Consider the following 13,324-nt stretch of genomic DNA (forward strand, 5'->3'; position numbering starts at 1 on the left):
CTTAACTTTTCCTCCTTATTCTTCGTCCCAGTTCAATTTTATTTTTCTTCCGAGGAATCTATCGAAATCGCTCCAATCTCCTTCCGATCCCTTTTCCTTTAGCGCGTTTATCTGGCCCATCTTCGAGTCGAGATCATCGGCGCTGTGAAGTATTATTGCCTCTGCCGTCTTTGGAACGGTTGGAGATCCAAGTTCAAGTTCCCCGTGATGAGAAAGAATGAGATGTTCGATGTGAAGAAGCGTGTTCGAAGACAAAGCGGGTACATTCTTTGCCCAGTCATGGACCATCTGCACACCGAGCACAATGTGACCTATAAGTTCTCCATCTCCGGTTCTTTCAATTCCGTAAGATCTTATTTCGTATTCTTTTATCTTTCCAAGATCGTGAAAAACGGCACCGGAGACCAAAATATCTTGATTGACATTTGAATAAAGTTTGGATATCTCAATGCAAAGTTTCATGACTCCCAAAGTGTGCTCGAGAAGGCCTCCCTTGTAGGCGTGGTGAACAACTATCGCGGCAGGCGCGACGATGAATGATTCAACGAATTTTTCATCTTGGAATGGCAAAGAGGTAAGTGTTCTTATCTCTTTGTCTGAGATAGATGAGATTATGCGCTGGAATTCTTCGTACATCTTGGTGACATCTTTTTTTGTGGTCGAGATGAAAAGGTTCGGATCGTACTCTCCTTCCCTTAAAACCATCAGAGCATCTTTGTCCTTGTCTATCGCTATTTGGAGTTTGTCCGAATACATATTCGCCCTTCCGCGTATCCTTACGATCGAATTGATCTTGACCTTTGAGTCATTTTCGCTCGCATTGTACCAGTCGATGGCCCTCAGTTCTCCGGTTTTGTCTGAAAGGGTAAGAAGCAAGAATTTCTTTCCATCCTTCGATTCTTGCAATCTTTTACTTACCACCTTCAAATCGATCACGACATTATCATTCTCCATTATCTCAGAGACCATCTTGCCGCCACTTACATTTTTGTTTGAAAAGCCTAATTTTTCAAGATATTCATCGCTGAAAAGATCTCCTAATTTCACATGCACACCACTTTTCAAATGTATATTCGTGGAACTCTTTTTGATATTCCACACACGATTTCATAATTTATTGTACCATCTAACCTTGCTATTTCTTCAACGGTAATCTCTTCATCACCGCTTTTTCCTATTATAACAACATCGTCTCCGATATTCACATTTTCTATTTTTGAAACATCGACCACTATTTGATCCATGCTAACTCTTCCGAGTATTTTAGATCTTTTACCCTTTACAAGGACCTCTCCCCTGTTCGAAAGCGATCGAGGTAGACCGTCTGCGTATCCAAAAGGGATCGTTGCAACTGTCATTGGTTCCTCCGCCACAAAGGTATGGCCATATCCTATGGTTCTACCTTTCGATATGCGCTTCACAAATGCTATGGTTGAATGGACACTCATTACGGGTTTCAAATAATCTAATCTTTGCTTTTCAGAAGGTTGAAGTCCGTAGGCGGCAATTCCGACCCTTGAAAAATTCCCTATAGAAGGGTTTATCAAAGTCGCGGCCGCGCTGTTTGATATATGGATGTATCTTGGCTTTTTTACGCTTTCTGTGAATCTTTGAAATGCCTTTATCTGATCTGAATTCATAGGATCTTCGGGGTCGTCCGCAGAAGAGAAGTGTGTGTACAACCCTTCGAGTAGGTATTTCGGATTTTTAGAGATATCTTCGTACAATTCGAAGGCCTCATCAACAGAAGGACCGAGACGGCCCATACCTGTGTCCACCTTCAGATGAACTTTTAATCTTTCTTCACCGATAAATTCATCTATGGCCTTCATCTGGTCCTTCGAAAAGATCGTAACACTTATCTCTCTAAGTATGGCTTCCTTCACATATTTGGGCTCGAAATAATTGAGCACAAGTATAGGAATTACTATACCGCTATCGCGTAACTCAATCGCTTCTTCGAGAAAAGCCACCACCAAAAAGCCAATACCGTTATCCTGGCAGATATGGGCCATCCTAACGGCACCATGGCCGTAAGCGTCTGCTTTAAGGACTGGAGCGACGTGTTTGTGCGATCTTTTCGATATTTCAAAAATATTGCGGAGGAAATTTTGAGTATTCACCTCCGCATAGGTATTTCTTGTATTCATACCTTAGTTCAAACACGCTGAACTTTTCCAGCCTTTAGACAGCGCGTGCATACCATCAAACGCTTAACCTTCCCGTCTTTGTCCTTCACATTTACAGGTTGAAGATTGGGCTTAAAAGTTCTCAAAGTTTTCCTGTGAGAATGACTTATCCTATGACCGGTTTCGACATCTTTGCCGCAAATGTCACACTTTCTCGACATCTTTATTCCCCTTTCGTCTTTTAAATCATTAGGAATTATATCATCATCTTTGAAAAAATCAAAACATCTAAATCTTTTTAGGAATCAATGGTAGCATTATCGATGATACAATCCCGAAAAGAAAGATTATCCAAAAATCGATTTGAATTCCAATACCTGATCCAATTAACAATGTCATCACGCCAACGCCCGCCGCCCCGCCTATCATGTTAGATATTCCCCATATGTAAGCGCTCGCAGTCGCGGTGTATCTCGGTGGAAAGATCTGCGTTACGTATCCAAGAAGAACCGGGAAGCCACTTAAGGCGAAAAATGTCTCCAAAAAGTACATCGAAACTGAAAAAGCGAAATTGTTCCACAGTAAAAAGACGAAGAAGATCGCCGTTGAGACTATCGTTGTCAGAAAAACTGTGTACCTTCCACCTTTCTTTGTTGTCAGCCATCCAAAAAACGGTTGGCCGAAGACGGCACCGATGAATGAGATCGTCAAAAACAGACCAACAAGCGTTTTTGAGTTGTAAATTTTGTAAATGTACTCTCCGAGAAAGGTCGTCGTTCCCGAGATGAACATTGCCCTTATGAAGATTATCGTTCCGAGTATGAAGAGAAATTTCACGTATTTTGGATCTAATTTTTCTTTGACCTTTGACTGTTCCTGATTACGTTCCTCATAAGCAGATCTTTTGAATTGTGAAAGTCCAAAATAAACTATTAGAGTACCTATCAACATTATAAGTGCTTCAAAAAACATGCCCGTACTTTCTCCGAAGGCGATTATGAGCAATGTTATTATAGAAGGCATGACAGATCTTCCGATACTTCCGAGGGATCCGTTTATTCCAAGCGCTGTCGGAGAGTTTTTGCCAAAAGTGTACGAAAGAATGGCACTTCCGAGAGGATGGTAAAATGCCTGAGCAAAGCCAAGTAAAATTGCACCTATAGTTATCAATATGTAGATTTCAGATGTAAAGGCAAAGGCAAGTCCGAAAAGCGCTATCGAAACGCTTTCGAGTGCAAGTCCAAAGGTTATGAAAGGCACGTCCAAGTCCCTTCTGTCGGCGAAGTGAGAAATAAAGGGCGATACTAATCCAGACAAAAGGCCGTAAGATGCCGCTATTATTCCAAGAAAGGCTATGTTAACATGGTAAAATTCAGAGTAATAGACTATAAGCAATGAAAACAAAAGCAATGTCCCATCATTTAGAAAATGTGCAAGCGATGTAAAGACAAGAAATTTAGTTTTACCTTTTTCCACAAAATGTCCTCCTTATAGAAAATCATTTTCTATTTTACACCGATTTTGTTTCCATTGCCTATCATCTTTTTTAAGAAGAGATCTTCCTTCTTGAAAGTATTTCGAATATTATTGCAGAAAGCACAAGGTTTAGAAGGCTCGCAAGCGTAAGCGATGGAATAAGGGCAAGGTAGAGACCATATCCTCCCACCGGTAAAACGATCAATGGAGAGATGATTCCGTTTAGCGCTGTGGCGATCGCTATGCCAATGATTTTGTTTATTTTGAAGAAAAATCTGTAAGCAATTGCTACAAAAAACATCTCGAGTGCGACGGGCAATGTTAAGATTCCAAGAGGGAAGCCTGCGCTCATTGTTATGACGAGATATCCGAGAGATGTGACTATCGCACCCGGGATGTATCCAAGGTAAAGGGCGGCGGTAAATCCTGCAGTTGAATCAAATCCTACGTCTCCGATAGGACTCGGGATTTTGATCAAAGATCCGACGAATGAAAGCGCTATAAAAATGGCGATTAAGGTTATTTTTTTCGTTTTATTCATTTTCGAGTACTCCTATTCTTATCGCTTTATCAATAATCTTATTTGCCCAAAAAACGATGGAGGTAGACGGGCCTCCGCTTTTGTAAAGCCATTCCTCATCGACTTCGAGTTTCAAGTTAAGTCCGCTGTTTGACGCTAACAATTTTGCCTCTTCATACACACCATTCGATCCAACCGGAACGATCTCGCCGACATAAGGAGAGGATCTTATTTTTAAGAATTCCTCAAAAGTCAATACCTTATCTTCATTTTTTAAAAGTTCCTCTCCCACAAGCGGGACACCAGCAACAAAGACGGCAGTACCCGCTAAAGCCCTTCCGATGATTGGATTTTTGGTAAATCCCACAACGGAAACTCCAATGCCACTTTGAGAAGTCTTAAAATTCTTTTCCGTTGATACAACGTAAGGCAACGAAAACTTTTCGAGAATATCCTTTACGCCGTTTAAAGCCATTTGGGCATATTCGGGGGCATTGGCAAATTCAAAACTTGTACTCAACGCCTCTCCTCCCAAAGATATGACCTCCATGAGAGCCGTCCTTAGGGTGTATTTTACCGTCATCTCGACTGGCACGTTCAACAGATCATTTTCAAGACTTCCTATTCCGCCGGCCGAATCACAGGCGTGGATCAAAAATCCATCCTTGAATCTTATCAGGTTCGCATCCCTTCTCATAATTCACCCCATAAAAAATCTTCCAGCCATTACAGCGATTACGCCTATCTCTTCCGTCGCACCGAGAGTGTCTCCGGTAAATCCTCCGATCAGACGATCGGAAAGAAATTTCATCCCCACAACGCACACAAGGCCTATGATAAGAGAAAGTACTATCCTTGGGAAAAAGCAAAATGGAATCAAATAAATGCTCGATCTTATCAAACTCGAAAGTTTTACCGGAAAGATCGAGGCGCCAAGTCCTTCATTTCTTGCCGGTTTTGAAATGTAGGCGACAAATACCATGGCGTATCGCCCGAATACCGAAGCGGCAAGAATTGTCATGAATGAAGATTTTTCCAAGACAAAGGCAAAGATCATCATGTAAAGCACTCCTATCAATATGGCCATAGGACCTGAATTGCCCATCTTCATTATTTCCATCTTTTTTGATCTATTCTTTTGTGAAAGAAATGCATCGGCCGTGTCGAGAAGGCCATCGAAGTGAAAAGCATTGAAGATCATGTAGTTTATCAAAATTCCGAGTATTGTCACAGGCCAGGATCTTCCGGCAAGATAGAATATCAAAATGTAAAGGCCTCCTGAAAGGTACCCTACCGCCGGAAAATCTCCGACAACTTTTGAAGGTTCGATATTCACCCTTACGGGAATTTTAGATAAAAATCCTATGGCTCCGAGTATTCTCATTTTACCTTCAGAGGTATTCCCGCAACCATGAGATATACCTCGTCTGCCACCTTTGCGAGATTTTGATTGAGCCTTCCAAGCATTTCAACGTAGGCACGCGTTGTTTTTTCTGCCGGTATTATTCCCATTCCAACCTCATTTGAGATTACGATCTCATTTCCATTCAGGGCATTCATAAATTTTCTTATCCTTTCTTCGATATTTGCGTTGTGAAAAAGAAGATTTCCAAGCCATGTAGTCATGCAATCAATAACACAAACATCGTAATTTTTCGTTAGATCAAGTATTCTGTCTATTTCGATTGCTTCCTCAAATGTATCGAAAAGATCACCGCGTTCTCTTTTGTGCCTTTCAATTCTTTCTCTCATTTCATCGTCGAAACCCTCTCCCGTCGCCAAAAATGCCCTCTTTTCTTTTTTCATTGCAATTTTAAGGGCGAAATCACTCTTTCCAGATCTTTCTCCTCCCGTTATTAAGATCATTTGATCACCCTCTTTATCGCATCGAAAAGTCTATCATTCTCTTCTTTTTTTCTGACGGCCACGCGTATCCATTCGGGCAATCCGAAACTTTCGCAATTTCTTACGTGTATTCCAATCCCATCGAGGATTTTTTGCGCCTCATTTGCATTTCCCACCTTTAACATTCCAAAGTTTGCATCGGTCTGAATGCCTATTTCTTTGAATCTAACCGCTTCCTGTCTTATCATTTTGATGCTTTCTTTTAGAAATCTTTCGTCGTCTTTTAAGAGAAACTCGATGAACGCGTATCCACAACTTCCAATGGCCCAAGGCAAACGATTAGATTCGAAAAAACTCATCATATTTTTGTTTTTAACGTATCCGACCCTTATTCCGGGCATACCGTAAGATTTGGTGAATGTACGAACAATGATAACGTTGGGATGATCGATCTTCCATCTTTTTTCTTCTTCGACAAAGTCTATAAAGGCTTCATCGAGAACGAATAAGATTCCTTTATCGGCGAGAGATTCCACGTCTTTTTCAACGCGAAAATACTCTCCCGTCGGATTATTTGGATTTCCCAAAAAGATCACTGTGCGATGAACTTTGGAAAGAGCCATGGCTATCTCAAAAGTGCTATCGAGATCGATTCTTGAATCCCTTGGAGGAATTTTCACGATGTCCATACCGGAGACTCTTTCATACTCTCCGTAAGATGGACAAGGAATTATAACCTTTCTCCCTTGGATCATACGGCCAATAATCGAAAATGCCTCAGTCGCGCCGGCAGTTACAACGGTATCCCATCCAAATTTTTGGCGAAATCTTTCTTCTATCCATTCAATGTATGTATATCTGTTCGAAATCTCCTCGCACCTTTTAAAAAGTGCCTCTTTCCATTTCGGTGTGTATGGATTTACGGAGATCGAAAAGTCTATTGAATTTTCATTCATTGTACCGCCATGCTTTTCCAATTATCTCACCACCATGATTATTGTAAAGAAAGAGATTATAATCAAAACTGACATTGCGTAAAATTTAAGTCCCCTTTTTATGTCTTCGATAACCGGAATTCTGCCATCGAATCTGTAAACTCCGATCTTCTCAAAACTAACTCCGAGTAATCCTGCAAAGGCGCTCATGGGATAGGTTCCATTTATCTTAATGGGGCCATATTTGAAAATGTACTCAAAAGCCCTTCTTGGATTGAAGATTGCAAAAAAGGTTGCGGTCAGCCTTGATGGAATGAAATTCATCGCATCGTCAAGTCTTGCCGCAGGTTTTCCAAACCATTCAAATCTTGGAGTATGATATCCGACCATTGCGTCCATGGTATTTATGACCCTGTAGAGTAGAGCACCGGGCATTCCAAACAGAGTGTAATAGAAGAGGGGACCGGTTATGGAATCGGAGGTGTTTTCTGAAAGACTCTCGAGAGAGGCGGATATAAGATGCCACCTGTCGAGTTTTGAAGTGTCCCTGCTCACTATCATTGAGACGGCCTTCCTCATTTTTTCTTCATCTTCGACATCACATCTTTTTACGTGTTCGTAAAGACCGCGGATCGAAAAGGTCGATTTAAGAATGAAGGCTTGAACTATAATTCCCGCGATCCCGGGCACCATCATTGTAAGGATGCCGACCGTAAACCATATCGTGCAATTGGTTACAAGCATGAATAGTCCGTACATGAATTGCGATCTTGGAGTCTTTCCATTTTCAAAGTATTTGACGATCTTTCCCATCCATACGACCGGATGGACGACATTTGGGTATTCACCAATTAGAAGATCTATTCCAATCGCGATCAAAAAAGCATAGATGTTAGGCGTAAAAAAGTTCATATCAATTCCTCTATGCGTTTAACGTCTATATTTGATTCGAATACATCTGTGAATTTGTCTATCTCTTCGATAATCGAGAAGGCTTTCAATGTTTTGGGCTCAAGTTTTTTTGAAGCGCGAAGGATATTCAAAAACTCTTGGGTAAAATCGAAATTCCTAAAAAGGCCATGAAAGTAAGTGCCAAAGATCCTTCCTTCTATGTATCCATCTTCGTAATCTGTCTCTTTACCGTTGACACGTTTAACCTGAGCGAAAGGATGACTGTCTCGGGTAATGGATATGCCGTGGTGGATCTCGTATCCTTCTATTTTTATGGATTTTCCGGTCAAATTTTCGATACCCTCAAGATTGGATGTTACCTTTTCGGGACGAAATTCAGTTATAACTGGCAATAAGCCAAATCCTTTCACACATTTTTTCGCATCGCGAAGTTCCTCTCCGAGCATCTGGTATCCTCCACATATTCCAACGATGTATGAACCTCTTTTTGCGGCATTTTTAATCTCGATATCTAATTTTGAATTTTTCACCCATTCAAGATCCTCGATGGTCATCTTCGTTCCGGGTATGATTATTATGTCCCCGTTTAGAGGACCGGATTGAACGAACCGCAAATTGGTATTCCATATCAATGGATCGAAATCGTCGAAATTGGATATATGTGGAAGGCGGATAATATCCACATTCAGATCTTTTCCACTCGAAGATCTCCATTCGATCATCGAATCTTCTTCTGGAAGTTTGTGATTTACATATGGCATAACTCCAAAAAAATCTATTCCGTACCTTTTGGCGATAATTTCCGGATAATTTCCAAGCAGGGATTTGTCTCCCATGAATTTGTTGAAAAGGTATCCTCTCACAAGGGATCTTTCATCTTTTTCGAGCAATTCCATGGTACCCACTATTTGTGCAAAGGATCCTCCTCTTTCTATGTCCGTCACAAGGATGACAGGAATGTTGAAGGCCTTCGCAATACTCATGTTCACTATGTCTCTTGATTTCAGATTTATTTCAACAGGACTTCCCGCCCCTTCGACGATGACGATATCATGGGTTTTGATTAGATCGCCTAAAGATTCGAGAGAACGTGACAAAAATTCTTCTTTTTTCGAATACATATAATCGCGCGCATTTATATGTCCGTAAGGTTTGCCCAAAAAGATGATCTGGGATCCATCGATTTCTGGCTTTAAAAGAATTGGATTCATTTTAACGGAAGGAGGCTCTTCGCATGCTATAGATTGAAGGTACTGCGATCGTGACATCTCTCCTCCCTCGACGCTGACGGCAGAATTCAAAGACATATTCTGGGATTTAAAAGGTGCAACGCTTAAACCTTTTCTTTTGAAGTGCCTGCACAATGCCATTGTGATAAGAGATTTTCCAGCGCCAGATGACGTCCCCTGAACCATCAGAGTTTTCATATCTACACCTCTATGCCTATCCTTTGTTGGACTCCCTTAGTGTAATAATGCTTTATCTCTTTCATTTCGGTAACAAGATCTGCAATCTCGATGATTCTATCTGTTGCGTATCTGCCCGTCAAAACGATTTCAGTTCTTTCAGATCTTGAATTTACCAGATCGATGACATCACTTTCTGACAAAAGTTTAAGGTACACGGCAATGTTTATCTCGTCGAGAACAACGAGATCGTATTTGCCGCAAGAAACTTTTTCTTTAGCATGATTGAGAGTATTCAAGGCCGCCTCAACATCTTCTTCTGAGGGCTTACCTATTATGAATTCTGGCCTTCCTCCCTGAAAAAATTCTATTCCAAGTTTTTCAAAACTTTTCATCTCGCTTGTGTACCTTCCCTTCACAAATTGAATGAATGAGACATTTAACCCGGCACCAAAGGCCCTCATTGCAAGTCCTATTGCGGCAGTCGTTTTCCCTTTTCCATTTCCCGTGTAGACATGAACGTACATTTCGATCACCTTCTATCAAAAATTAAAGGCCGACAAAATGTCGGCCGATCTCCCTTTTCATCGTGCCAATGCCACGAATTTTTTAACAGGCAGGTCTTCTGGCTTCCGGCTCAAATCTGCGCCTTCCCGTTTCCAGTGGCATATGCAGATCCTATCTCCGGTTACAGCGGCGGGCCCGCGTCGGTCTTTCACCGAACTTCCCTTTTAAACAATGTACCTGTTATAAATCGATTATACAACAAAGTCTAAATTACAAAACCCTTTTTAGAACGCAAGTCCAAGTCCTCCTTCAACACCGAATTTCTTTGAAGGCGTGAATCCCTGAATGAAGATCAGTTCTGAAGCACCGGCAAAGATCTGGATTCCTCCAAGAGAGAATTGCACACCTCCTCTGGCATAGAAAGAGTCCTGCTTTATATTTATCGAAGTGCCTAAAATCGAGATCACAGGAGCAACACCTGCGTATATTGACAAATTTCCCATTGGAATGCAAAGGTACACGGATGGCATTATCTGAAACGATGTGAAATTTCCCGCAAACAGCGCATCATTTTCGATCATGGCCGCGATCTCAAAACCTATCAAACTTTCGCCTATCGATCGAATCGTCGCACCAATCCACACAGTGGAGGATGTTGGCATCTCTATTGCTCCAAAAATCCCCACGCTTGTTTTAGAAAAGCCTGTCGTTGATATACCAAGGATCAAAATTGAGACCAAAATGGTAAAAAGGATATACTTTTTCATCTCTATCACCACCTTAATAAAGGTATATCCTGCCAGTTACGGTTTTTATCAGCGAGTTGTATATTGCAAGAAGATCGGAAGAACTCGGAGCGTAGTAATACTTTCCTCCGGTCTGAGTCGCTATATTTTGGAGTACAGTCGAATTTATACTTGATCCAAGTCCAATTGTGAAGATCGGTATCTTTAAACTTTTTGCGTAACCTATCACATCACTTGACGTGTGCGTCGAAGCGTTGTCCCCACCATCTGTCATGACTATCAAGGCCTTGACGTTGCCCGCCGGCTGGCCGCTTAAATCCGAAAGGCCCTGATAGATCGCGTCATATAGAGCCGTTCCCGAAGGATTTACGCCGGCTCCACCGACCTTTGTCAAGAGCACAGGAGGACTTACAAAACCGTTGGATTCGTTGATTACATTTTCACCGAAGGCTATGTACTCTCCTCTATCCATCGATTGCATGTACCCTATAAAGGTTTTGACGGCAGTTTCCATGTTGCTTATCGCCGTAGTTGGCATACTTCCACTGTAGTCGTTGACAAAAGAGACACTTAGCATGCTTTGCGTCAGATTAACGCACCCCGAAAGCAGAAATGTCACACCCGCAATTGCGAAGATCAAAATGAGGTACTTCTTCATTGTACCATCCCCCTTACTTATTAGTTCGTCTTTTTCCCCCCGAAGGATTTTTGATTTACAGAACTGTGCGTGGGATTAAAAATCAATTAAATCAACATTAATTATATATTCTAAAAACATTATAACAATGTAAAATTAATAAAAAATTACAATTTATTTATGATCGATCAAACTTCTTCTTTCGCCACGTATTTAAGAAATATCCTCGATACGGCAAAACTCAACGCGATCCCGATCACTAAATCGGCTATGTAATGCTGCTTGACAAGTACCGTTGAAGCCACGATCAAGACAGTCCATACGACCACGGGAATACCTATAACCTTACTAACACGAATCCAGTGAAATGCCATCAGAGCGGACAGAGAGGTGTGGAGGCTGGGAAAATCGTTGTAAGGATTGTCCACTGAATAAACATTGATTATCATCTTTGTGAAAATATCTTCTCCAGTCAGATGTGGCCTTAGAACGAATGACTGGGCAAAAAAGTAGAAGGTGTAGCTTACAAACCACACAACTATCATTGAAAGCGCAACAGATTTAAAGATACGTATTCTGAAGCACAAAAAGGCAATGAGAGATGCGTAAATGAAATAATTCAAAGACACGTAGGGAATCACGAATGGAGGAATGATGGGTATGAGATCATCAATGTAGGACTTCATGAAGATCAAATTTGGACCGTGGTTAAGTACTTCGTAGATTTGATTTGTTAAGTAAAGTGCAATTATAAGGATCAAAGAAAACAAGATATTTTTCCATCCCGAATAAACGACACCATGCCTTACCTGATTTTTTAACCATCCCATTTTATTTCCCCCCTTAATCATTTTCTTTATTATATACTCAATCAACCTTAAGAATCATCCATTCTTCAAGCACGTAACATGCCACGCGCTTGTTTTTGCTGTTCACCAATCTTGGCACGCATCTTGCTAAATTAATTGGGGATAAAAAGAAAGGGGTGAGAAAATGTGAAAGGCATTTTTTGGATTATGTTTTTTTGCCTGCCAGTACTTATTTTTGGCGAGACCATTTCGATATACAAATACGATGAAACAAGTGCAACATGGATTTTGGTAAATCAAATTTCAATTGCAAGTGCCCAGGCAAGCGGGATTTTCACAACGACCATGATCTCGGGCAATGTCGGAGGATTTATACCGATAAGTCTATGGCAATCTCGGTATGGAAGGATAGAGATGAAAGTGGAAATAACGCAATCTTTGACTGCAAGGATTTCTTTCAGCCCATACACTGATATAAGCGCGAAGGTGAACGGTGGATGGATAACTGACGATCTTTACGTAAGTCTTAAATCCAACGACTCGCTTAATTTCGATTATGCGGTCTCGAGAAATGATGTATCTCACCATCTTACGGCTACTTCACCCGTTCAGCAAAGTTTTTCCGGTAAATTCGAAAGAATAAGAATGACAACGGGCAACCATGAATTGTACCTGTATCTTGGTTATCAAGAATCTGTCTTTGTCGGTCCGATTATAGTCGACACTTACGTGGTGCCGGACATATAGGGGGGATGGAAAGATGATCAAATACATGATTCTGATTTCTTTGATCCTGTCGTCGATCGCCTTTGCCAACAATGCAACTTCAACAGTTTACGTCTCGATTCAGTACACGTCGATAAATATTCACGTTAACATGCCTGGTCAGTGGATGATTGGAGATATGCAAATACAAATGGATGTAGATCATGCACCGATAGATATCGAATTTGCCGCAAGTGGAAATCTTACTTCTGGCACAAACTCAATACCTACTTATTACCATATTTACGATGGGAACAACACATCTTACGTTCCAAGTCAGCCTCTTAATTCAAACGCTTGGCAAACTCCTTCCGAGTTAAACTCATTCAGCATGACGCGCGGAATTGGAAATCATATCTTCAAGATATGGTTTGCGATGGACGTTTCACGATCTGTGCCTAAAGGGATATATACCTGCTGGATTCAAATGAGCATAGCGCCCCATCCATAATTTTGGAAAGGACTTTCCAAAAATGGAAAATGCTTTCCAGAAATGGAAAGGACTTTCCACGTGCTACCGGCCACCCGCCACGTGCTATTTTGCTGATTACCGATCACGCTTTACTGTTTTTTCTACATGCTACCGGCTACAAGCCATGCGCTTGTTTTTGCTGTTCACCAATCTTGGCACGCATCT

At 41.2% G+C, this 13,324-nt stretch carries 17 protein-coding genes and 1 riboswitch; of the genes, 2 read left to right on the top strand and 15 right to left on the bottom strand.

The genetic code is table 11. The features are described from left to right. Positions 1-15: 15 nt before the first annotated feature. The 15 genes from ATHSA_RS04345 to ATHSA_RS04415 form a co-directional block, all read right to left on the bottom strand. A complete protein-coding gene (locus ATHSA_RS04345) occupies positions 16-1,047 on the bottom strand; it encodes a 3'-5' exoribonuclease YhaM family protein (protein WP_161847923.1) in 1,032 nt (343 codons plus the stop codon). A 14-nt stretch (positions 1,048-1,061) separates the two neighbouring features. Continuing rightward, on the bottom strand, positions 1,062-2,150 hold the full coding sequence (gene alr, locus ATHSA_RS04350) for an alanine racemase (RefSeq protein WP_161847924.1): 1,089 nt from the start codon (positions 2,148-2,150) through the stop codon (positions 1,062-1,064). A gap of 8 nt (positions 2,151-2,158) precedes the next feature. Further along, a complete protein-coding gene (gene rpmB, locus ATHSA_RS04355) occupies positions 2,159-2,350 on the bottom strand; it encodes a 50S ribosomal protein L28 (protein ID WP_161847925.1) in 192 nt (63 codons plus the stop codon). A 67-nt stretch (positions 2,351-2,417) separates the two neighbouring features. Then, on the bottom strand, positions 2,418-3,605 hold the full coding sequence (locus tag ATHSA_RS04360) for an MFS transporter (RefSeq protein WP_161847926.1): 1,188 nt from the start codon (positions 3,603-3,605) through the stop codon (positions 2,418-2,420). Positions 3,606-3,675: 70 nt separating this feature from the next. Continuing rightward, positions 3,676-4,146 carry an ECF transporter S component gene (locus tag ATHSA_RS04365; protein WP_161847927.1) on the bottom strand — a complete coding sequence of 157 codons (471 nt, stop codon included), beginning with the start codon at positions 4,144-4,146 and terminating at the stop codon, positions 3,676-3,678. After that, positions 4,139-4,822 (bottom strand): hypothetical protein, encoded by a 684-nt coding sequence (locus ATHSA_RS04370; protein WP_161847928.1) that lies wholly within the window; start codon positions 4,820-4,822, stop codon positions 4,139-4,141. The genes ATHSA_RS04365 and ATHSA_RS04370 overlap by 8 nt, the downstream gene beginning before the upstream one ends. A 3-nt stretch (positions 4,823-4,825) precedes the next feature. Next, entirely contained in the window at positions 4,826-5,509 is a 684-nt protein-coding gene (locus tag ATHSA_RS04375) for an adenosylcobinamide-GDP ribazoletransferase (protein ID WP_161847929.1), read from the bottom strand. Then, positions 5,506-5,991 carry a bifunctional adenosylcobinamide kinase/adenosylcobinamide-phosphate guanylyltransferase gene (gene cobU, locus ATHSA_RS04380; protein WP_161847930.1) on the bottom strand — a complete coding sequence of 162 codons (486 nt, stop codon included), beginning with the start codon at positions 5,989-5,991 and terminating at the stop codon, positions 5,506-5,508. The genes ATHSA_RS04375 and cobU overlap by 4 nt, the downstream gene beginning before the upstream one ends. After that, on the bottom strand, positions 5,988-6,947 hold the full coding sequence (locus ATHSA_RS04385) for an aminotransferase class I/II-fold pyridoxal phosphate-dependent enzyme (RefSeq protein WP_161847931.1): 960 nt from the start codon (positions 6,945-6,947) through the stop codon (positions 5,988-5,990). Before ATHSA_RS04385 ends, cobU begins: the two co-directional genes overlap by 4 nt. After that, positions 6,948-7,817, bottom strand: a complete 870-nt coding sequence (gene cbiB, locus ATHSA_RS04390; protein ID WP_197739233.1) for an adenosylcobinamide-phosphate synthase CbiB — start codon at positions 7,815-7,817, stop codon at positions 6,948-6,950. Continuing rightward, entirely contained in the window at positions 7,814-9,244 is a 1,431-nt protein-coding gene (locus ATHSA_RS04395; RefSeq protein ID WP_197739234.1) for a cobyric acid synthase, read from the bottom strand. Before ATHSA_RS04395 ends, cbiB begins: the two co-directional genes overlap by 4 nt. 2 nt (positions 9,245-9,246) lie before the next feature. Further along, positions 9,247-9,756 (bottom strand): cob(I)yrinic acid a,c-diamide adenosyltransferase, encoded by a 510-nt coding sequence (locus tag ATHSA_RS04400; protein WP_161848938.1) that lies wholly within the window; start codon positions 9,754-9,756, stop codon positions 9,247-9,249. Between the two features lie 65 nt (positions 9,757-9,821). After that, positions 9,822-9,986, bottom strand: a riboswitch (cobalamin riboswitch). A gap of 28 nt (positions 9,987-10,014) precedes the next feature. Further along, entirely contained in the window at positions 10,015-10,497 is a 483-nt protein-coding gene (locus ATHSA_RS04405; RefSeq protein WP_161847932.1) for a hypothetical protein, read from the bottom strand. 13 nt (positions 10,498-10,510) lie between these two features. Further along, positions 10,511-11,134 carry a vWA domain-containing protein gene (locus tag ATHSA_RS04410; protein ID WP_161847933.1) on the bottom strand — a complete coding sequence of 208 codons (624 nt, stop codon included), beginning with the start codon at positions 11,132-11,134 and terminating at the stop codon, positions 10,511-10,513. A 167-nt stretch (positions 11,135-11,301) separates the two neighbouring features. Further along, entirely contained in the window at positions 11,302-11,943 is a 642-nt protein-coding gene (locus ATHSA_RS04415; RefSeq protein ID WP_161847934.1) for a phosphatase PAP2 family protein, read from the bottom strand. Between the two features lie 165 nt (positions 11,944-12,108). On the opposite strand from ATHSA_RS04415, the gene ATHSA_RS04420 reads away from it, so the two are divergent. Together ATHSA_RS04420 and ATHSA_RS04425 are read left to right on the top strand one after the other, a co-directional pair. Beyond that, complete coding sequence (locus ATHSA_RS04420) at positions 12,109-12,669, top strand: hypothetical protein (protein ID WP_161847935.1); 561 nt, start codon at positions 12,109-12,111, stop codon at positions 12,667-12,669. A gap of 13 nt (positions 12,670-12,682) precedes the next feature. Continuing rightward, positions 12,683-13,138: a hypothetical protein gene (locus tag ATHSA_RS04425; RefSeq protein ID WP_161847936.1), complete on the top strand. Its 456-nt coding sequence runs from the start codon at positions 12,683-12,685 to the stop codon at positions 13,136-13,138. Positions 13,139-13,324: the final 186 nt, after the last annotated feature.

This window comes from Athalassotoga saccharophila (assembly GCF_009936215.1).
GTDB classification, from domain to species: domain Bacteria; phylum Thermotogota; class Thermotogae; order Mesoaciditogales; family Mesoaciditogaceae; genus Athalassotoga; species Athalassotoga saccharophila.